25 protein-coding genes are annotated in these 21510 nt (G+C 35.3%); 9 read left to right on the top strand and 16 right to left on the bottom strand.

The genetic code is table 11. From position 1 onward, the window contains the following. Positions 1–45: 45 nt before the first annotated feature. From BUE24_RS11945 to BUE24_RS11895, 11 genes are all read right to left on the bottom strand, one after another. Complete coding sequence (locus BUE24_RS11945; protein ID WP_073316262.1) at positions 46–972, bottom strand: ion channel; 927 nt, start codon at positions 970–972, stop codon at positions 46–48. Positions 973–981: 9 nt separating this feature from the next. Further along, a complete protein-coding gene (gene dapA, locus BUE24_RS11940; protein ID WP_073316261.1) occupies positions 982–1857 on the bottom strand; it encodes a 4-hydroxy-tetrahydrodipicolinate synthase in 876 nt (291 codons plus the stop codon). Then, on the bottom strand, positions 1854–2375 hold the full coding sequence (locus BUE24_RS11935) for a DUF6913 domain-containing protein (protein WP_244548141.1): 522 nt from the start codon (positions 2373–2375) through the stop codon (positions 1854–1856). Before BUE24_RS11935 ends, dapA begins: the two co-directional genes overlap by 4 nt. Before the next feature lie 98 nt (positions 2376–2473). Further along, positions 2474–3133, bottom strand: a complete 660-nt coding sequence (locus BUE24_RS11930) for a hypothetical protein (RefSeq protein WP_073316260.1) — start codon at positions 3131–3133, stop codon at positions 2474–2476. Positions 3134–3232: 99 nt separating this feature from the next. Next, on the bottom strand, positions 3233–3928 hold the full coding sequence (locus BUE24_RS11925; protein WP_073316259.1) for a hypothetical protein: 696 nt from the start codon (positions 3926–3928) through the stop codon (positions 3233–3235). Between the two features lie 14 nt (positions 3929–3942). Then, positions 3943–4446 (bottom strand): hypothetical protein, encoded by a 504-nt coding sequence (locus tag BUE24_RS11920; RefSeq protein ID WP_139241986.1) that lies wholly within the window; start codon positions 4444–4446, stop codon positions 3943–3945. Positions 4447–4756: 310 nt separating this feature from the next. After that, positions 4757–5449, bottom strand: coding sequence for a lysoplasmalogenase family protein (locus tag BUE24_RS11915; RefSeq protein WP_073316257.1), 693 nt, complete (start codon positions 5447–5449; stop codon positions 4757–4759). Further along, positions 5446–7440: an NAD-dependent DNA ligase LigA gene (gene ligA / locus BUE24_RS11910; RefSeq protein WP_073316256.1), complete on the bottom strand. Its 1995-nt coding sequence runs from the start codon at positions 7438–7440 to the stop codon at positions 5446–5448. The genes BUE24_RS11915 and ligA overlap by 4 nt, the downstream gene beginning before the upstream one ends. A 62-nt stretch (positions 7441–7502) precedes the next feature. Then, positions 7503–8093, bottom strand: coding sequence for an LOG family protein (locus BUE24_RS11905; protein ID WP_073316255.1), 591 nt, complete (start codon positions 8091–8093; stop codon positions 7503–7505). A gap of 7 nt (positions 8094–8100) precedes the next feature. After that, positions 8101–8952, bottom strand: coding sequence for a peptide chain release factor N(5)-glutamine methyltransferase (gene prmC, locus BUE24_RS11900; protein WP_073316254.1), 852 nt, complete (start codon positions 8950–8952; stop codon positions 8101–8103). A gap of 19 nt (positions 8953–8971) precedes the next feature. After that, complete coding sequence (locus tag BUE24_RS11895) at positions 8972–9457, bottom strand: GNAT family N-acetyltransferase (RefSeq protein WP_073316253.1); 486 nt, start codon at positions 9455–9457, stop codon at positions 8972–8974. 43 nt (positions 9458–9500) lie between these two features. Between BUE24_RS11895 and BUE24_RS11890 the strand changes: the two genes are divergently transcribed. The 5 genes from BUE24_RS11890 to BUE24_RS11870 are packed head-to-tail and all read left to right on the top strand — an operon-like array spanning position 9501 to position 13136. Further along, entirely contained in the window at positions 9501–10004 is a 504-nt protein-coding gene (locus BUE24_RS11890) for a hypothetical protein (protein ID WP_073316252.1), read from the top strand. Positions 10005–10006: 2 nt separating this feature from the next. Beyond that, entirely contained in the window at positions 10007–11065 is a 1059-nt protein-coding gene (gene ribD / locus BUE24_RS11885) for a bifunctional diaminohydroxyphosphoribosylaminopyrimidine deaminase/5-amino-6-(5-phosphoribosylamino)uracil reductase RibD (RefSeq protein WP_073316251.1), read from the top strand. Continuing rightward, positions 11043–11651, top strand: a complete 609-nt coding sequence (locus BUE24_RS11880) for an HAD family hydrolase (RefSeq protein WP_073316250.1) — start codon at positions 11043–11045, stop codon at positions 11649–11651. Before ribD ends, BUE24_RS11880 begins: the two co-directional genes overlap by 23 nt. Next, positions 11648–12520, top strand: coding sequence for an EamA family transporter (locus tag BUE24_RS11875; protein WP_073316249.1), 873 nt, complete (start codon positions 11648–11650; stop codon positions 12518–12520). The genes BUE24_RS11880 and BUE24_RS11875 overlap by 4 nt, the downstream gene beginning before the upstream one ends. A 1-nt stretch (position 12521) precedes the next feature. Beyond that, positions 12522–13136, top strand: a complete 615-nt coding sequence (locus BUE24_RS11870) for an IMPACT family protein (protein WP_073316248.1) — start codon at positions 12522–12524, stop codon at positions 13134–13136. On the opposite strand, the gene BUE24_RS11865 is transcribed toward BUE24_RS11870, so the two are convergent. Then, positions 13117–13536 (bottom strand): acyl-CoA thioesterase, encoded by a 420-nt coding sequence (locus BUE24_RS11865; protein WP_073316247.1) that lies wholly within the window; start codon positions 13534–13536, stop codon positions 13117–13119. The genes BUE24_RS11870 and BUE24_RS11865 overlap by 20 nt on opposite strands. Before the next feature lie 196 nt (positions 13537–13732). Here BUE24_RS11865 and dnaA point away from each other — a divergent pair, with 196 nt between their 5' ends. From dnaA to BUE24_RS11850, 3 genes are all read left to right on the top strand, one after another. After that, complete coding sequence (dnaA, locus tag BUE24_RS11860) at positions 13733–15160, top strand: chromosomal replication initiator protein DnaA (RefSeq protein ID WP_073316246.1); 1428 nt, start codon at positions 13733–13735, stop codon at positions 15158–15160. Positions 15161–15176: 16 nt separating this feature from the next. Then, positions 15177–15641, top strand: a complete 465-nt coding sequence (locus tag BUE24_RS11855; RefSeq protein ID WP_073316245.1) for a low molecular weight protein-tyrosine-phosphatase — start codon at positions 15177–15179, stop codon at positions 15639–15641. 115 nt (positions 15642–15756) lie between these two features. Next, positions 15757–16488 carry an SAM-dependent methyltransferase gene (locus BUE24_RS11850; protein ID WP_073316244.1) on the top strand — a complete coding sequence of 244 codons (732 nt, stop codon included), beginning with the start codon at positions 15757–15759 and terminating at the stop codon, positions 16486–16488. On the opposite strand, the gene BUE24_RS11845 is transcribed toward BUE24_RS11850, so the two are convergent. The 4 genes from BUE24_RS11845 to dapF form a co-directional block, all read right to left on the bottom strand. Further along, complete coding sequence (locus tag BUE24_RS11845) at positions 16485–17144, bottom strand: peptidoglycan-binding protein LysM (RefSeq protein WP_073316243.1); 660 nt, start codon at positions 17142–17144, stop codon at positions 16485–16487. The two genes, BUE24_RS11850 and BUE24_RS11845, sit on opposite strands and share 4 nt — an antisense overlap. Positions 17145–17494: 350 nt before the next feature. Further along, positions 17495–18538 carry an endolytic transglycosylase MltG gene (gene mltG / locus BUE24_RS11840; protein ID WP_073316242.1) on the bottom strand — a complete coding sequence of 348 codons (1044 nt, stop codon included), beginning with the start codon at positions 18536–18538 and terminating at the stop codon, positions 17495–17497. Continuing rightward, a complete protein-coding gene (locus BUE24_RS11835) occupies positions 18528–19055 on the bottom strand; it encodes a GNAT family N-acetyltransferase (protein ID WP_073316241.1) in 528 nt (175 codons plus the stop codon). Before BUE24_RS11835 ends, mltG begins: the two co-directional genes overlap by 11 nt. Then, entirely contained in the window at positions 19049–19834 is a 786-nt protein-coding gene (gene dapF / locus BUE24_RS11830) for a diaminopimelate epimerase (RefSeq protein WP_073316240.1), read from the bottom strand. The genes BUE24_RS11835 and dapF overlap by 7 nt, the downstream gene beginning before the upstream one ends. Positions 19835–20001: 167 nt before the next feature. Here dapF and BUE24_RS11825 point away from each other — a divergent pair, with 167 nt between their 5' ends. Continuing rightward, positions 20002–21426 (top strand): S1C family serine protease, encoded by a 1425-nt coding sequence (locus BUE24_RS11825; RefSeq protein ID WP_073316239.1) that lies wholly within the window; start codon positions 20002–20004, stop codon positions 21424–21426. Positions 21427–21510: the final 84 nt, after the last annotated feature.

Genomic DNA, 21510 nt, shown 5'->3' with positions numbered 1-21510 from the left:
TCTTTTGTTGCAGAAAATGATAAGGAAATAAGAAATTTGTAAAAACTAGTCCTCGTTTGCAGGCATTGTCTTGTTCAACTTATCATGATCCAAGACCGTATACCCATCGTCATCGTAGTAAAAAGCAGGAACAAATCGTTCTCTCATTTTTAAATTTTTAAGCACATAAGAATGCACCTGATGTACCTCTTGTGAAAAAGATTCATCGTAATAACTCACCAGAATCAGAACCTCTCCATTTAGCTTTTTTATTTTATCACTATCAAATTCAAACAAAGGGCTGGTGTCTTTAATAGGATGCACTACAGTCCAGGTCGTAGGAAGATAGGTAATTGAGTTACGTTCTAATTTCAGATTATAAAAACTATTAACAAATTTACCATCCTTGTTTTTTAGTGATAACGACAATGTAGCTTCTATCCTAGGCCTAATCATCACATTTACACTACGGCTCATCAATCTAAACATAATACAGTCTTCCCCATTATGTTTTCTGAGCACCATATTTTTACTAAACTGAATGTTAGCTCTTGGTTTAGAAAATCGCCCATATAACAATCCAGTTACAAAAGAGAAACTCAATAAACCAACAAGGGCTTCAAAAGAAGAAATAATCCCAAAAAGTAATCCCTTGGGCGCCATAGCCCCATATCCTACTGTAGTAACCGTTTGCGCTGAAAAAAAGAAAGCATTTAAAAAATCACGAAAAAAACTACCTGAAGGCTCAGTAATACTGGAAATTCCTAAAAGTGTATAGATCAGAGCGAAAACTATGTTGATAAGAGTATACCCTAGCAATACCCACAAAAAGAACTTGGTCCAGGTAATATTGATTAGGTAATCATAACTTTCGGAAACCGAATTTGGTCGATTGATGTGCTTAATATTAAAAGAACCATCGGGATTGATGAAACGCCTTGCATTTTGGTTAGAAGACCTTCCGATTCCAGGATCTTTTATTTTTTTAGCCATCTTTATACACTACAGGTTCTCAATAAAATTTTCAATTTTACCTTCTAAAGCCGAAGAAGCAGCAACCAAAGGCAAACGAACATGATCTTTACACACTCCTTTTACTTTTAGAATGTTTTTGATCCCAGCAGGGTTTCCTTCTTCAAAAGCATAATCGATCACCGGTAACAATTGATACAAAATTTGAAATGCTTCTTCAGTGTTTCCTTCTAACCCTAAACGGATCATTTTAGAAAATTCTTCAGGAAAACCTTGTCCGATAACACTAATTACTCCATCACCACCTGCAGCAACCAAAGGTAAAGCCAGAGTGTCATCTCCAGATATTACCAAAAAGTCTTTTGGTCTGTCTTTTAATATACTTAGCACTTGTGTAAAATCTCCAACTGCTTCTTTGATCCCAACTATTTTATCCAACTCCGCTAATCGCAGCGTAGTTTCTGCAGTCATATTGGTTCCTGTACGAGAAGGAACATTATACAACAACACTGGAATAGGGCTTGCATTATTGATTGCAAAATAATGTTGGTATATTCCTTCTTGAGTAGGTTTATTATACATAGGCACTACAGAGAGTACTGCTGCAAAATTTGACAGATCTGTTTGTGCTATTTCATCCAAAATAGCTTTTGTATTGTTCCCTCCTATTCCTAAAACCAAAGGAAGTTTTTTATCATTTACAGAAACAATATGTGCTACCAACTCTTTCTTCTCTTCTTTGGATAGAGTTACGGATTCTGCAGTGGTTCCCAAAACCACTAAGTAATCTATACCTCCCTCAATACAAAAATCCACCAAAGCTGTAACTCCTTCAAAATCTATCGTGCCATCTGCATTAAATGGTGTTGCCAAGGCCACACCCGTTCCTCTCAGAAAACTACTCATATTACTTGTAATATTTTTAAATACTTTTTTAGTTCGACTATAAAAAGATTCGCATTGTTCATAGTCGATCCTATTATCAAATCATTTATTCTGTGGTCTACTTCTGCAAAGCCTACTTTTAGTTTTGCTTTGGAAGCAGCAGCCACATATTGTAACTCTATCTTATCTTCGGTATAAAAACTAATCAAAACATCAAAGTCTTTACGAATAAAGTCTTGCAACATTTGGTTTTTGATCAAACCATTCATCCCAAAACTTTTGTCGTTATAATATGACGCTCCTTTTTCATCAATAATATCTTTATCCTCCTTATAGCCAATTACTTTTAAGTTTTCAGATTTCACCCCTAGTTCGTTAGCTAGTTTAACCAAAGCCACAACGTTTACGGGCTCTGTTGCATCTATAAGAATAGCAAGAGTATTAAGACTGGAAATACTTGGTGAAGAAGAATTTCTTTTCTCGATATGAGATTCAATATTCTTCTTTATTGCATTCCTTTTAAGACCCTTTAAAATCATTTATCCAAAAGATTAAGAAGCCACAAATGTAGCTATTTTACAGTTTAAAATCATCCAGTCTTTCTCAAGAAAAAGAAAAAGCCTGTAAATCAGCATCTTCAAAAGTATTCTTTAGTCAAAGACTGCATGTCTTTGGGCTTTGCTTGTATAAAAAAGCGTATAAAGAAATAGAGCCCCAGTATTTCAGCAAAGTTGATCAACACCGTAAAAACCGTAGTGTAATAATACAATTCATTTACCGCCAAAAGCGCATCGACAAACATGGTACAACATCCCGCAACAAAAAGAAATATTGACTTTTCGAATCTATCGGCCACATAGATAAAAAAGCAGATCAAAAAGAACGTTACCAAACTAATCACAATCATTACCACAAAAACTATAGAGTCCTCTATTTTAGGAAAAACCATCTCGGTAATAGTATATATGAGATATGAAATCAGAATAGCACTAATAATCACAGGTACAGAAATCAACTTTGCCGGGTTTACCTCTTCTTCTGACAGATACCCTCGTAATGCCAAAACGCAAAAAGAGTAAAAAACTGTTATCAATGATGTTATTCTTTCAAAATATCCTTCAAAATCCATGTAGGTAAATGTGTCGGTCGCTATAATCACCAACAAACTTATAATCACAAAAACATTTTTAGTTTTCGCATGGTCCAGATATAACAAAATCAAGGAAATTGTAGCCAAAGGCTTTACGTACAAAAGGTATTTCTTTTCCAAAAAAACAGCAACCGCAAGAACTGTCAAAAAGGAAATGTAAAATAACGCATATGTAATGTTAGTACTTCTCAAAGACTCTCAAATGGTAACTAAAGATACTTAGAGCATTTAAATCGATACTAATTTTTAAAAAAAATCTTCACCATTTGGTGTTAATTCACGTTGTTCTATAAAGAATTTAATGAGGAAAAATTGTCCAAACACCTGTAATAAATTTGCAATAATTACAAAGACTTCTAGAAACACATACAGCTTATACAAGGCGGTTATAATATTTACAATCAAAAAACACGAAGCCGCCACCATTAGTGAAGAACTAATGACAGTTTTACTATTTAAATAGATATAGTAACAAATCCCAATAAAGGAGGCAAAAAACAAAATAAGAACGAATAGAAACATTCGATCTTCTCGCACACTTGGCAATATTAATCCTGCCACCGAAGATAACACATAGGTAATCAATCCCATTGTGATCAGGAGCTGTACAGTAAACACTTTATTCAGTTTGATCTTTATTTTTTTCAGACTCTCCCAAAGCAAAATGATATTAAGTAGATAATATATGGAGAGTAATACATTTAACAATCTAAAATAGCCTATAAAATCCTTCATAGTGAGTACCTCTGCAATCAAAATGACCAACATTGCTAACAGCACTAAAATTCTCTTATCCTGGGACTTGATTAGATAAATAAAACACAAAGTAAGAATTACAGGAGGTTTAAAGAAAACAGACAGATGTTGCGCAAAAATAGAAATCACCACAAAAACAAAACTTGTAATGTAAAATGACTGATATGCTAATTTTTCTGTTTTCAAAAAATCAATTCTTTTTAATACGCATCGAATTCTTCTGCTTTTAATTTCAGAGGCTTAGTAATCATATAATTCACCAAAAAGATCCAGGCCATTGGAGTACACAACAACATCAAAACTTGCAACTCATACGATTGCACATAAAAAGCATTAAGCAACAACATAAAATCACTAAACGCAAAGTTTAAAATCGCCAGGAAAAACCAAAGCGACTTTTCTGATCGTGTATTGATATAGTGCATTGCAGCCACAATCAATAACACATATAATAATAACAACAACAAAAAGCCCAATATATTCATATCGCCCATTGGAGTTCTGAGCACGGTATATGTCAAAACAAAAATCACCGTATATAACAAGCTGCCTAGTACCAGTGTAAAAACATCTCGACTGTTATACTCAAAAGACCTATGGTTATAGTACAAGAAGTAAAATAATAGCACATAACCCACGATATGAATAACCATATCGTATCGTATGGTGTTTTTGAAATTCGTTAAAACAATCAAATCTCCCATAGCAAATAACATTATTACAGACAGATGATATATTTTAATTTTCGCCGTTCTGATACAATAAAAAATAGGGATGGATATAGAAAGGGTGATTTTTGAAATTGCGTTTAAAAGATCAATTTTAAACACAAAACTCAAAACCTGTATAATAATCAAAAAAGAAATTAAAAACTTTAGTATTTTTTTGCCATCCATTAAACTTTTTTTGCACCCATAGCTTACAGCTTTATATCACAAGTACAGCCCATTAATATATTGTGAGAAATGAATTAACAATATACTAAAATTTAACAAATAAATGGCTTTCAGAAATTTAGCCCTGGATATCCTTTAGTTTTAACGGTGTTGGACTCGATATTTTGAACTGCACCAAGAAGAATACCGCCAATAGCTGATATATAGAATTTATAATTTCAAATTCTATAGAAGGAATGTAGAATTTATTAAGAGCAAAACAAGAATCACTAATCACAAAATTCAAAACCGCTATCAAAAACCATAACGATTTTGAAGATCTCACATTAGCATATTGAAAAACAGCACCGATAAGTAGTAGATAAAGTATAATAATATATCCCACTCCATATGGTCTTATATCTCCCATTTCTTTTTCGGTTACATCATAAATCTCGTATACAATAAATGTCCACGCTACAAAGAAAACAATCAAGTATATAATATCTGTAACTCCATAATCAATAGGTTTAAAGTTTTTGTACAAATAGTAAAATAAGATGAGATAGCAAATGGTATAACTTAGTAGCACAAACATAAAACTGCTCTGGAAATCAATCAGCAGAAAGATATCCCCCAAAAAGCACAAGAACAATATCACCAAAAAAAGTCCATCTATTTTTTTTACCTGAAACCAGTATAACATAAAAAAAAGAGGAACCGTTGTCGGTTTTGCATACAACTCTATCATTGGCCACTGAAACGCTGTGCTAAGAACACAAAGTGCCCCTGCAATTAAAAGCAATATTTTAATCAGCGTTCTTATTTTCATTTAACCATATCAAGAAAATCGTCCTCACTTATTATAGGTACTTCTAATTTGTTTGCTTTTTCGAGTTTACTTGGTCCCATATTAGCTCCCGCAACAACATAAGATGTTTTGGAAGATATAGAACTTGAAACCTTGCCTCCATTATCTTCTATCAATTTTTTAAGCTCATTTCGAGACACTTTTTCAAAGACTCCAGACACTACAAAAGTTTGTCCACTAAGCGTATCAGTTTGATTTGCAAGCTTTTCTGCCGATATCTCTAATTGAACCCCATATTCCTCAAGGCGTTTTACCAAGATTCTATTCTCTTCTGAAGCAAAGAACTCCTTAACGCTTTGCGCTATTTTAATCCCAATTTCATCCACATTCACCAATTCTTCTTCGCTAGCATTCACAATAGCATCTATAGTTTTATAATGCTTAACCAGCTTTTTGGCCACGGTTTCTCCTACATATCGTATTCCCAAAGCAAACAGCACCCGTTCAAAAGGAATCTCTTTGGATTTCTCTATTCCACTTACCAGGTTTTCGGCACTTTTCTCAGCCATTCTTTCTAAAGGAATAACCTGTTCTTTTCTTAAATCGTAAAGATCTGCATAATTTGTAATCAGTCCTTCATTTACCAACAAGGCTACAGTTTCTCCACCCAGACCTTCAATATCCATGGCTTTTCGAGAAATGTAATGTTGAATACGACCAATAATCTGCGGAGGACACCCTTTATCATTAGGACAGTAATGTTGTGCTTCTCCTTCTTTTCTAATCAACTCGGTATGACACTCGGGACAATGGGTTATATATTGAGTGGGTTGAGAATCCTGACTTCTTTTCTGAAAATCTACTCCAACAATTTTAGGAATGATTTCTCCTCCTTTCTCTACAAAAACAGTATCTCCTTCTCGAATATCCAGCTTTTCAATTTGATCTGCATTATGCAAGGAAGCTCTTTTTACCGTAGTCCCAGCCAACAAAACCGGATCGAGGTTTGCTACTGGTGTTATAGCCCCAGTTCTCCCTACCTGATACGTAATCTCATTCAACACCGTAGCAACTTGCTCTGCCTTAAATTTATAAGCCATTGCCCACCTGGGTGCTTTTGCTGTAAACCCAAGTTCGTCCTGTTGCTGCAAATCGTTTACTTTGATCACCACTCCATCGGTCTCATAGGGTAAATCATGACGATGCTCATCCCAATAGTTCACAAACTCCAGTACCTCATCGATATTTTTTACCAACTTTGACTCTACAGGAACTTTAAACCCCCATTGTCTTGCTTTGTCCAGATTCTCGAATTGCGTTTTAATCCCCAATCGATCTCCTTTGATACTATATAATAAACAATCCAAAGGACGTTTTGCCACCTCACTACTATCCTGAAGTTTCAAACTCCCTGAAGCCGTATTACGAGGGTTAGCATAAGGCTCTTCTCCGGCCGCGATTCTTTCCTGATTCATCTTTGTAAAACCATCATAAGGCAACACAATCTCTCCACGGATGTTAAATTTTGGCGGATAATCCCCTTTTAGTTTAAGCGGAACAGATTTTATGGTCTTTACATTAGTGGTTACGTTATCCCCTTGTATACCATCTCCTCTGGTCACTGCACTAACTAGAGCTCCATTTTCGTAAGTGAGGTTAATAGAAGCTCCATCGTATTTAAGTTCACAAGTATAATTTACTTCTCCATCAACAATTTTTTTAATCCGCTTTTCCCAATCCAACAAATCCTCTTTAGAATAGGAGTTATCCAAGGAATACATCCGTTCTTCATGAACCACGGTTTCAAAATTCTTGGTAACCCCTCCGCCTACTCTTAAGGTGGGAGAATTAGCATCGTAATATTCTGGATGTTTATCTTCTAAAGCTTGAAGCTCTTTTAATTTCATATCAAATTCATAATCACTGATGGTAGGTGCATCCAAAATGTAGTAATTGTGATTATGTTGACGTAGTTCTTCCCTTAATTGATTAATTTGTTCTTCTGTATTCATTTCTATTACACACCTTGTTTACTATTGCAAACTTTGATTATTAATTACATTTTTTATTGTTCCTACGTTCTGCTAGGTTTTAACCATTTTGGAACCTGAGCTGGTTTAAAAGCCCTCATTTTTTCCAACAAACCATTGATATTGTCATCGACCAATAGCAATTCGAAGTTTTCCATTTTCAGGAATCCCCTCCTCACCATATTCTCTAACAACCCTAATAAATGATCATAAAACCCTCCCACATTGAGCAGACCAATCGGTTTTTGATGTAATCCCAGTTGTGACCAGGTAATAATTTCGAACAACTCTTCTAAGGTACCAAATCCTCCTGGTAATGTAATAAACCCATCACTTAGGTCATGCATTTTCATTTTTCTTTGGTGCATATTTTCTGTTGTGATCAATTCACTCAGCCCCTGATGCACAACTTCTTTGAGTTTTAAGAATTCTGGGATAACACCAATCACTTTACCATTATGATCTAATGCTCCTTTGGCCACATGCCCCATGATACCTATTTTGGCTGCTCCGTATACCAAAGCGATCTCTTGTTCAGCCAACTTTTCTCCAAGCAGAATAGCTTGTGATATAACCTCTTCGTGATTTCCTTCGCTACTTCCACAAAAAACACAAATCGAATTTAATACATTCATATTTTAATCAATTTAAATCGGCCCGTATCATACGGTCATTTTGATAAATATCTTTACGTAAAGTTACAGTATTGAACTGTAACTTATCTATAAGCTCTTTAGTTTCTGCCCCCAAGTACTGATTGATTTCAAAATACAACCTCCCGTGCTCTGTCAACAATTGTTTAGACAACACGCTAATTCTTCTATAAAAAATGAGAGGGTCATCATTCGACACAAAAAGCGCTAGAGCAGGTTCGTTCTCCAACACATTTGTTTTCATTTCTGTTTTTTCAAGCTCTCTAACATACGGAGGGTTCGATACCACAATATCAAAGTTGGCTTCATCGATCTCTTCTTTCAAAACATCTAGCTGAATAAACTCAATTTTCACCTGATTTTTATCGGCATTTTGCTTGGCAAGGGCTAACGCTTTTTCAGAAACATCAATCGCATATACTTTTGCATTAGGAAGATTTTTTGCCAAGGTAATGGCAATGCAGCCACTCCCAGTACCGATATCCAATATTTTCAACTCATAGGCTACGCCTAAATGATCCTTCAGGATCCAATCTACTAATTCTTCGGTTTCAGGTCGAGGAATTAGTACATTTTCATTGACCAAAAAGGACAGACCAAAAAACTCCGTATCCCCAATTATATACTGAACAGGCTCAAAGTCCAATAACCTGATTTCGGCTTCCTTAAAAAATGCTAGTGCATCTTCAGAAAGCTCCCTTTCCAATTGTAGTGCAATATCTACACGACGTAAACCTAATCTTTTTTCTGTAAGCAAATAAAAAAATGACATCACTTCTTCGGCATCATATGCTTTTGACAGCGCATTCTTGAAATGAGTACGTAAATCTTTTATCTTCAAATTGATATTTTTATGATCATTAGAGTTCCTTTATCATCCAAGCCTGACAACTATAATGTCCTGTATCCCCAACCGGTTGTTCCAAATTTGAAAAGCCTACTTTTTCATAAAGCGCACGTGCCGCTTTCATATACGGCATGGTTTCCAAATAACATTTTGAGTATTTTGAGGCTTTCGCAAAATCCAAACATTGTTGAATTACTTTTTTTCCGATCCCTTTACCTCTAAGACTTGGTAAGAAATACATTTTCTGAAGCTCGCAAATATTTTCATCCGTATTTTCTAAGGGCGCAATACCACCGCCACCCAAAATCACACCATTTTCCTCTACCACATAATACACACTTTTGGGCTGGTTATACGTCTCAAACATTTTATCCAAAGATTCATCTTCATAAGCGGTTCCCACCTTTGGAACCCCCATTTCTACCAATACCTCTCTTATAATACTGGCGATGAATTCATTATCTTTCTTTTCAATTGTTCTAATTTTTATAGCATCCATTACTTTTTAATACTACTTTTGCGTTGTTCTAAAAGGGCAGAGTATGAATACTGAAATATACGCCAAATCCGCACAGGAATCAATGACGAAAATTCTATTGTTATCAACAATAATCACCTTGTTTTCTGGATGCTCATTCTCCAAAAAACCACAATTAAAGCACATTGATAATTTAGAGGTTAAAAACGTAAGTCTTCGGGATATAACACTACATGCAGATGCTGTTTTTGACAATCCTAACTACCTCGGCGGAACCTTATCTATAGAAGATGTTCAAGTTTTTGTTGATAACATAGCAGTGGGAACCATCTCTACCAGAGAATTTGAAGTTCCAGCCAAAGATGAATTTTCTATTCCATTACAAGGAACCTTCTCACTTTCTAAAATTTACAAACAACACAAACAAAATTTATTAGGAAGTGTATTAAAAGTAATTCAAACAGATTCTTTACAAATAGAATACAAAGGAGTTTTGAGATATCATCTGGGAAATTTTTCTTACCCCTATGAGATAGAAAAAACTCAAAAAATTGCAGTATCCAAATAAGTATGAATACTCACGAGAATTACATAGCACGTTGTACCCAACTCGCTAAAAATGGATTAGGCACTACCTACCCCAACCCTTTGGTGGGTTGCGTAATTGTTCATAATGGAAAAATTATTGGTGAAGGATGGCATTACAAATCTGGAGAAGCTCATGCCGAAGTAAATGCTGTTAATTCTGTAAAAGATGCCTCTCTCTTAGAAAGTTCCACTATCTATGTAAGTCTAGAACCTTGTAGTCACTTTGGCAAAACACCTCCTTGCAGTGACTTGATCATCAGCAAAGGCATTAAAAAAGTAGTGATTGGCACCATAGATCCTTTTGCAAAAGTTTCTGGCGCCGGTATAAAAAAACTAATGAATGCAGGTTGTGATGTTACCGTTGGAGTATTGGAAAAAGAATGCAACGAGCTCAACAAACGATTTTTTACATTCCATAAGAAAAAACGTCCTTACATCATTCTAAAATGGGCCCAAACCAGTAATGGATATATTGCTCCAGATACCAAGAATCAGAGAACACCAGTTTGGATCACTAATCCTTATTCTAGACAACTAGTTCATCAATGGAGAACAGAGGAACAAGCTATATTAGTAGGAAACCAAACCGTTATTAAAGACAATCCTAAATTAAATGCAAGAGATTGGCATGGTCAAAATCCTATTCGAATTGTAATCGACAGATCCAATAAAATACCTAAAGATTCTTTTGTAACAGACAATTCGATCAAAACTATTGTCCTCACATCGAAGCAACATCTAAAAGAAAGCACTGAATCTTTGATTTACGAAGAAGTAAGTACCAAAAAAAATATCGCTCAAGAAATATGTACCATTTTACACAAACACGATATCCAATCCGTTATTATTGAAGGAGGAACCACAACGCTTCAGTCTTTTATGGATGAAAATCTATGGGATGAAGCTCGTGTTTTTGAAGGCAACCTCACCTTTGAAAAGGGAATCTTAGCTCCGAATTTTACTAAAAGATTACCTTTGACAAAAAAAATAGAAAAAGATACTCTTAGCATATACCAAAATGATCAAGACTATAATTTTTGACTTTGGAGATGTATTCATCAACTTAGACAAACCCGCAACCTTAAGAGAATTATCACAACTAGGCGATTTTCAATTCAACAATTCGATACAAGATCTTAACAACCAATACGAAGTAGGCAAGATCACTACCGAAGAATTTATTCGAAGCTATCACAACCTCTTACCGCAAGCAACAGAACAACAACTTATTGAAGCCTGGAATGCCATTCTTTTGGATTTCCCTAAATACCGACTAGATTTCGTAAAACATCTTGCCGCTACCGGAGACTATAAATTAATTCTTTTGAGCAACACCAACGAATTGCACATCAACTGGATCAAGCAACACATTTCTTTTTATGAAGAGTTTAAATCTTGTTTTGATTCATTTTATCTATCACACGAGATTCAATATAGAAAACCAAACTCTGACATTTTTGAATTTGTGCTCCAAGAGCATCAAATCCAACCCACTGAAACACTTTTTGTGGATGATACCAAAGAAAACACGGATGCTGCCCAAAAATTAGGTGTTCACATATGGAATAACAATCCAAAAGCAGACGATGTTATTGATTTATTTACCTCAAAATCTGATTTATTTTGATATACCTTATTTTAAGCATTTTATCCTCAAGCTTGATCTTTGTAATCTTCAAGCTTTTTGCAAAATACAATGTAAATACTCTACAAGCCATAATCGTAAATTATGTAGTTGCCTGTATTTCTGGAGTTATCGCACAGGGAAATACCGTTAGCATTACGTATATAACAAAACAGGACTGGTTTTATGGAGCGATGATATTGGGAGTTGTATTTATATCCGTTTTTAATCTCATGGCCATAACCACTCAAAAAAATGGACTTTCTGTAGCTGCAGTGGCTACAAAAATGAGCTTGGCCATACCGATCATTTTTGGAATCATTATATATAAAGAAAGTACTGGAGTAGTCAAAATTATTGGAATTGTCATTGCACTTATTGCGGTGTATTTGACTTCGATGAAAAACGAAGAAGGATCCTCTCTTACCAAAAGAAATCTTATCTTCCCATTGCTTGTATTTATAGGTAGTGGAATTATAGATACGAGTCTAAAATATATGGAAACCAATTATGTTGCAAAAAACGATGTTTCTATCTTTTCGGCTACTATTTTTGGATTTGCAGCTTCTATAGGCATACTCACACTACTCTATAAATCGTTTACACAACCCTTACAAATCTCTGTCAAAAATATCATTGCAGGAATTGGACTAGGTGTTCCTAACTATTTTTCTATTTATTTTTTAATAAAAGCCCTACGACATGATGTAATGGATAGCTCTACGGTGTTCACTATCAATAATGTTTCTATCCTATTAGTTTCAACATTAGCAGGAATCTTCTTTTTCAAAGAAAAATTACTCCCCAAAAATTGGATCGGAATCATCCTGGCGGTAATTAGTATTATATTAGTAGCTCTTTCAATAGTGTAAATTGGACACCAAAGACACATATAATACGCTTGAAAAACCAGGAGATGAAACTCTTTTCAAGGACAGAAACAGTAAGTTTTTCGGATACGCTTTCCCTATCGCATCAGAAGAGGAAGCCAAACATCTACTTGATGGTCTTAAAAAACAACATCACAGCGCAAGACATTGGTGCTATGCATGGCAAATAGGCACCGAAAGAACAAAACATCGGGTCAATGATGACGGAGAACCATCGAACTCTGCCGGGCAGCCGATTTACGGACAAATCCAATCATTTGACGTAACTAATGTTCTTGTGGTGGTCGTTCGATATTTTGGTGGAACAAAACTTGGGGTTGGCGGACTGATAAACGCCTATAAAACCAGCGCACAGTTAGCGCTACAAAATTCAGTTATTGTCGAAAAAACGATTAACATTGATTATGTCATCAACTTTGAGTATAAAGACATGAACAAAGTAATGCGCATAATCAAGGAACACAACCTAAAAATAACCAAGCAAGAGTTAGAATTAAGTTGTAAAATTTACATTTCGGTAAGAAAAAAAATAACCCATAAAATAAATGAGGTTTTTTCCCCGTTGTATGAAATAGAAATTAGGAAGCTGGATAACTAACCGCTTTTATTTTTTCTAATAAAAAAGAAGGGCAAGGGATCGGTTTTCTAGTTGCAGCATCAACAAATACTAATATAGAAGAAGCTGTTGTTAACAATTCTTGATGTTGATTATATATTTCGTAATCGAAAATAATCTTAACTGTAGGAATTTTCCTTAAATGAGTTTTAACAATCAATTCGTCGTCAAAGAAAGCAGATTTCTTAAATTTAAAGTCTAAAGTAAACACAGGAAGCATTATACCATTTTCTTCCATAGACTTATAAGAAATCCCTAATCGGGATAGCCAGTCAATTCGTGCCAGCTCTAGGTACTGTGCATAATTTCCATGATGGACAATCCCCATTTGGTCTGTTTCGGAATAACGTACTCTGAGTCCTGTTTCTGAAGTGATTAGCATATATCTTTTGAAATGATTATTAACATTTTTAATAGAAACACTATCAAATTATGCGAAAAAAATAATTAAAATTCAACCCCTAAATCGTTTTTTTTTTACATTTTTTGTTCACATATTTGTCATGCAAAAATAGTAAGGAGTTTTTCAACAATTTCTTTTACATAACCTAATAAAAATAGTAAATCCGGCCACTCGAATGAATGTAACTGCGCAATCTGTTTGGGATAACTGTCTGTCTTTTATAGAGGACAACATTACACCTCAAGCTTTTAAAACTTGGTTCGAACCAATTAAAGCTGTAAAACTTACAGATAGTGCTTTGAGTATTCAGGTACCTAGTAAATTTTTCTATGAATGGTTAGAAGAACATTATGTTAACCTTTTGAAGGTGTCTTTAACTCGTGAACTGGGCGAAAGTGCAAAATTGGTTTATGTAATTAAAATGGAAAACACTTACGGCAACAAAAAACCGTTTACCGAAAAGATTCCTAGTGCAAATCGCACTCCGGTTAACACTCAAGAAGTAGACGTTCCTATTAAAAGTAAAAATCCAGAATTAAAAAATCCTTTTGTAATTCCTGGGATTAGAAACGTAAAAATTGAGTCGCAACTTAATCCGAGCTATAATTTTGATAATTTCCTTGAAGGGGATTCCAACAGATTAGCACGATCAGCTGGTATGGCTGTAGCCAACAAGCCCGGAGGAACATCTTTTAACCCACTATTAATTTTTGGAGGGGTAGGACTAGGAAAAACACACTTAGCTCATGCTATAGGTGTAAATATTAAAGACAACTATCCTGAAAAAACGGTTTTATACATTTCAGCGGAAAAGTTTACACAACAATATATAGAGTCTGTAAAAAAGAACAATAGAAACGACTTTATTCATTTCTATCAAATTATAGATGTTCTTATTGTTGACGATATTCAATTATTATCGGGTAAGGCAGGAACTCAAGATGTGTTCTTCCATATATTCAACCATTTACACCAAAACGGCAAGCAAGTAATCCTTACTAGTGATAAAGCTCCTGTAGATATGCAAGATATCGAGCAGCGACTACTTTCTCGTTTCAAGTGGGGATTATCTGCAGAGTTACACCAACCAGATTTCGAAACAAGAGTTTCTATTATCAAGAACAAACTGTATCGAGATGGTGTAGAAATGCCAGAAGAGATTGTTGAATTCCTGGCCAACAATATCAAAACCAACATCAGAGAGTTGGAAGGTGCTATAATTTCCTTGATTGCACACTCTTCCTTCAACAAAAAGGATATTACCATTGATCTGGCCAAAGCGATTGTAGACAATTATGTAAAAAATACAAAACGCGAAGTCTCTATAGATTACATACAAAAAGTTGTAAGTGATTATTTCCAAATGGATGTAGAAACCCTACAATCCAAAACAAGAAAAAGACATATTGTTCAAGCTAGACAATTAGCTATGTTTTTTGCAAAAAAACTAACCAAAGCTTCTTTGGCGAGTATTGGAACACAAATAGGAAAGAGAGATCACGCCACAGTACTTCACGCTTGTAAAACAGTAGACAACTTATCCTCTACCGACAAACAATTTAGAAAGTACGTAGAAGATCTAGGCAAGAAACTTACATTATAACATAACCTTTAGCAGTATGAAAACTAAGATTTTGATGGTATGCCTTGGCAATATCTGTAGATCTCCCTTGGCTGAAGGTATATTAAAATCCAAACTAGACCCAGAAAAATATCAGGTAGACTCTTGCGGAACAAGCAGTTATCATATCGGAAGCAAACCTGATACCAGATCCATTAAAGTTGCAAAAGAACACCATATAGACATTACTGATCAAAGAGCCGCTCAATTTAGTACCGGTCATTTTGACCAATACCACACTATCTATGCAATGGATCGTTCCAATTACCAAAACATTATAAAGTTAGCTCGTAATACCGAGGACCAATCGAAGGTAAAACTAATTTTGGACGAATTACAGCTCAACGAGACCCTAGATGTTCCTGACCCTTACTATGGAGGCGAAAGAGGATTTGAAGAAGTTTTTGAAATGCTAGACCAAGCTTGCAACACTATCGCTTCAAAGCTAGAAAGCACAACTTAACTTTTCCAGACCTAAAGTTTTTGTATATTTAGCTATAAATAAGGATGTAATACAACCAACACCCTGCCAATAGTAACACAAATCAATAAACCTAAAACAATCCACTAACAACCCTATGGAGCTTAAACCCCTAGATCCCAAAGGAAAATTATATTTGATTCCTACTCGATTAGGAGACGATGTCCCTTTAGAAGTATTACCCATCTCTATAAAAAAGGTTTTGGAACAAATCAATCACTACATTGTAGAGAACGAGAAACCTGCCCGACGATTTATTAAAAAAGTAAGCCCTAGTAAATCTCAGCGCTCATTAGTAATTCATACCGTAAATAAATACACAGATACTGCTGAAATCCCAAGTTATTTAACTCCTTGTTTAAATGGCGAATCTATCGGACTAATGTCTGATGCCGGGTGTCCAGGAATCGCAGATCCTGGAGCCGAAGTTGTTAAGATTGCTCACGAAAAGGGAATCCAGGTCACTCCTCTTGTAGGTCCATCATCGATATTACTGGCGATGATGAGTAGCGGTATGAATGGACAAAGCTTTACGTTTAACGGTTATTTACCTATTGACAAAGCAGAACGCAAATCAACCATCAAGCAGCTGGAAAGAATATCATTAGAAAAAAATCAGGCGCAGATTTTTATTGAAACCCCATACCGAAATGATAAAATGCTAGCCGATCTTAAAGCCATACTTCACCCAAACACCCGATTATGTGTCGCTTGTGATATTACACTGACTACAGAATATATAGCCACCAAACGTGTTGAAGAATGGAACCCAGAAGAAGTTGATTTACACAAAAGACCTGCTATCTATATCATACAAAGAGACCACTAAAGCAGCTCTCTTTCTACCTTTGCATACCGATTCATTTCTACAAACGAAGTATCATAACCTTCAAAGCGCTTCATATAATAGCGAATAGTCGTACCAAATGCATCTGCAAAGCCTTCAACACCACCACTACGCAAGTAACGCTTTACCGCTTTAGGACCTGCCAAATGTGCGGCAGCTAGAATACCAGATTCAGAGACCATTACCCCATTCATCCTTTTTCCTTCAAACCATTTGATATCTCTACGTAGTACCCATTTGTTTCGTGAAAGATTAGCGTAAAACGCCTTTTCCTGAAGTGCTGGATTTGTCAAAAACTCTTCTCTATTAATCTTTTTAAGCCCAATAAGAGCCAGAGTTCCTTTTCCAAATTGATATTTCCCCATGTATCCAAACTGGTTCACTACACCGTAATCTCCCCTAGATTCTTTAAAAGCGATCGCTTCCTTAAAACCGATATAAGATTTTCCCAGTTTAGGAGAAACAACTATACTTTCCTCCTCTTCTTCTATTTCGTTAAAATTTGGAGCTACATAAAACAAGTCCAAATCTGCAGTGCTGTATGAACTTAAATCTACCTTTTCCTCAGCCCTAAAGCTCAGTAGAAATAAACCCCCAATTGTAAGCAAAATAGATAATCCTGTTATCTTCTTTATCATATAAAAAATTTCTAAGTAGACACCCTAAAAGTGTTCCCCTTCTACTTAAATTTTTGCCGTGCAAAGATACAGCTTTTTTATTACAAACAAATTACAAAGTGTTAAATAAATTATAACGTTGTAAATCAAATAGTTAGCTTTAAAAATATCTAAAAAAAGCTTAAAAAAAGCATCAAAAACACTAAAACCAAACACTTAAACGTCAAATAAAGTTACTTCGTCGATAAAAATTGATCACGCAATTCATGAGTTTATTCACAAAAAAAATGACTTTTTGTGAATAAATTTTGTTTTTAAAACCGTAAAATGAAGTAGAAAAGCTTGTTTAACCTTTTTTTGGCGAAGTAAAATTATCGTCTAATTCCTTGCTTATTTATCCAATCGATATACTGCTTTTTATTACGATTATGTTGCTCTATACTTTTCGCGAATTTATGGTATCCCATATTTTCTACATTAGCTACAAAAAAGTAATACTCATGCTTCTCGTAATTAAGAACGGCGTCGATTGCAGAAATATCTGGCATTGTAATAGGTCCTGGAGGCAATTCTGCATACTTATAGGTGTTATAAGGACTATCTAGTTCAAGATCTTTGTACAAAACTCTTTTGATCACTGTTTGCCAGTCATTCCTATGTTTTTTTATCGCATAAATAACGGTTGGGTCCGCATCTAGTTTCCATCCATTATTGTATCGATTCATATACACCCCAGCTACTCTTGGCCGTTCATCGACCTTGGCGGTTTCTTTTTGTACTATAGATGCTACAGTAATTACCTGAGTAGGTGTAAGCCCTATTTTTTTTGCTTTAGCAGTACGCTTCCCCTCCCAAAAACGGGTATACTCTTTGAGCATCCTATCTCTGAACTGTTTTGCCGAAGTATTCCAGAAAAATTCATATTTGTTAGGAATGTACATTGACAATGCAGACTCTAGGGAGAAACCATGCTCTTGCACAAAAGCTTCTTCTTTAAAAGCAGTAATTAAGGAAGTACTATCAGCTTCTATTTGTTGCGCTATACGCCCTGCAAGATTCTCTAATCGTTCTTGATTATTAAAAGTAACATTAATCGGAGTATTTTTACTTCTCAATATATTTACAATATCATTATTATTCAGTCCTTTTTTAATAATGTATCTACCAGCCTTTATATTTTTTGAATACCCTTTTCTACTGGCAATCCTATCAAAACTGTAAATATCCTTGATGGATGGCGAAATGATTTCGATTAACTCTGTATAAGTAGCATCTGTTGGGATTTGTATGATAACCGAATCTTCCTCAAAGTTGGTGTTTGGAGAAAAAACCGCCTGATACACATTGTAAGCAAAAATCCCTCCTCCTATTAATCCCATAAGAGCTATTATCAATAATATTTTTTTAATGTACATATAACAATTGATATAAAAGTTCGTCTTTGTAAGTGTTATTGATATGGTTCCAATCCTTTTTTACTCCAATTTTTCGAAAACCTCGACTCTCGAATAACTTAATACTGGTTAAATTATCCTCAGAAATATTGGCGTATAACTGATGTAATCTAAGATGGGTAAACCCGTATTGTATGATTAATTGTAACGCCTCCGCTCCATATCCTTTCCCTCTATTCACCTTTTCCGCAATAATAATCCCTACTCCTGCCCTATTATGAGTTGGATTATAATCAAATAAATCAATTAGTCCTATCGCAGCATCGTCTATGGTGCAAATCACTAATCGCAACTGCTTGACTTCGTAAATATCCTGATGCGCATTTTCGAGATATTGTTTGATTAAAAATCGCGAATACGGGGTTTGTGTAGAACTCATTTCCCAAATTTGTTCATCATTTTCAATAACATAAACAAAATCAAGATCTTCAGGCTCAAGTGCCCTTAAATAAATATGTTCTCCTTTTAATGTTAACATTCAATTTCTCCCTTAAAAACTTGTTCGGCAGGGCCAATCAGAAAAATATCCTTGTATCCCTCAGGCGTAGGCTTAAAAGTCACCTTCAACGCTCCCCCAGGAGTATCTATATCCACTTCTTCCTGATCCACTTGTTGAGTAGCATGCATCGAAAGTGCTACTGCTGTTACTCCCGTACCGCAAGAAAGTGTTTCATCCTCTACACCTCTTTCATAAGTCCTTACAGCAAACAAATTACCATTCTTTTTTTCGACAAAGTTCACATTACTACCAGATTCAAAATAGGGTGCTCCATTCCTAATAGATCTACCCATGTTTTGAACATCAAACTCTGCCAGCCGCTCTACCATGGTTACATGATGTGGCGACCCTGTGTCTAAAAAAAGGTGAGATTCGTATTTTTCAATCTCTTGTACATCTTGCATTTGCAAACGAACAAGACCATCCTTAATCTCTGCATGGTGTTTCCCGTCAATTGCGGTAAACGTTGCTTTATCTTCTACAATACCCAAAAAAGCCGCAAAAGCAACAAGGCATCTACCTCCATTACCACACATCGAACTTTCATTTCCATCGGCATTGAAATACACCATAACAAAGTCATCTCCATCATTTTGAGGTTGTTCCAATAACATTAAACCATCTGCCCCTATTCCAAATTTCCTGTCACAAAGTCTCGCAAACAATTTGGTATTATTTTTGGACACTATACCGTCACGATTATCAATAATTACAAAATCATTTCCGGTACCTTGATATTTATAAAATGTAAGGATCATTATTCTTTTTTTGTAAAAGGCAAAGGTACAAAGAATGATGACATAATACCGCTGTTAATTGTGAGTTAAAAATCATAAAAAAAGTATACTATAGTTGTAATTTTAATAGTTATTGATAGTCTATTCAAGTAATAATTAGTCAAAGTAAAATATAAAAAGTTAAGCATATGAAAAGATTTTTGAGTTTATTGGCGGTGGCAATTCTAGCAGGAGTGCTTACCCTGGGTGCTTACAAAGCCTTTTTAGAACCAGAACCAGACAAAGTAGTAATCACTCAAAGTGAATCCAAGACTAGCGCGATCCCCACGGCTTATACCGTAGCTAACACAAAATTAAATGCCGCTGCAGAAGTTGGGGCAGATTTTACCATTGCCGCAGAAAAAACAGTAAATGCTGTTGTGCACGTTAAACAATATGGAGTTACACGAGCTCCGCGAAATTTAATGGAATTTTTCAGAAACGGCGGTGAAGAAGAAAGACGAATTCAAGGTGCAGGATCTGGGGTCATCATCACCGAAGATGGATATATTGTAACCAATAATCACGTGATTGATGGAGCTACAGATTTGGAAGTAACTCTAAACAATAACAAATCATACAAGGCTACAGTTGTAGGGACTTCTCCACAATCGGATATCGCATTAATTAAGATCGATCCACAAGAAAAATTATCCTATATCCCTTTCGGAAATTCAAACAACGCAAAAATAGGAGAATGGGTATTAGCGGTAGGAAACCCTTTCAACCTTACCTCTACGGTTACCGCAGGAATTATCAGTGCAAAATCAAGAGATTTAAACGAGTTGGACAGAAATTTCCAATCATTCATACAAACGGATGCCGCCATCAATCCTGGTAATAGCGGTGGTGCTTTGGTCAATACCCGTGGAGAATTGATTGGCATCAACACTGCGATTACCTCACAAACGGGAAGCTATGTGGGATATGCTTTCGCCGTGCCTTCCAACAATGCAAAAAAAATTGTAGAAGATATTTTGGAGTTTGGAGATGTGCAAAAAGCCATTATCGGTATTAATGCAGCTCCATTCACAGAGGATTACAAAGAGAAATATAAGATTACCGAATCTCAAGGAGTAATCATCGCAGGTATCGAAGAAAATAGTGGAGCTGCAAAGGCAGGTTTACAAGAAGGAGATTTAATTAAAGAAATTGATGGATTACGTATTAGAAAATTCGCTGACCTGACAGGATATGTAAGCAGTAAGAGCCCAAATGATGTGATTAATGTAAAAATTGTTAGAGATAATAACGAACTTATAAAACCTGTTCGGTTAAGCAAATACGTTATCCAACAGTATATTTTACAGGATGTAGGTGTAGAAGTTGCTAATCCCCCAAAAGATTATCTTAAAAGTTTTAATACAGATCATGGTGTGGTCATCTCAAAAGCACTAAGTGCAAGAATGCAGCGGTATAACCTAAAGGGTTTAATCATCAGCGAGATTGATGGTAAAAAAGTCAAAAATGTTATGGAGGTTAAAGAAATTATCGACAGCAAGTATGACGACGAAGACTTAACCATCAGTTTGATAGACAGAGATGGAGAAAAAAGAGAGTTTGTTTTTCAATAAAACAGATATAAAACCCTTATAAAATAAAGGCTCCCATTGCAATCAAAAAGTAATGGGAGTTTTTTATTAAAAAAGGTTTTACGA

This window comes from Aquimarina spongiae (genome assembly GCF_900141785.1).
GTDB lineage: Bacteria > Bacteroidota > Bacteroidia > Flavobacteriales > Flavobacteriaceae > Aquimarina > Aquimarina spongiae.
The sequence above is the reverse complement of the archived record's forward strand: the minus strand, read 5'-3'. Positions and strand labels throughout refer to the sequence as shown.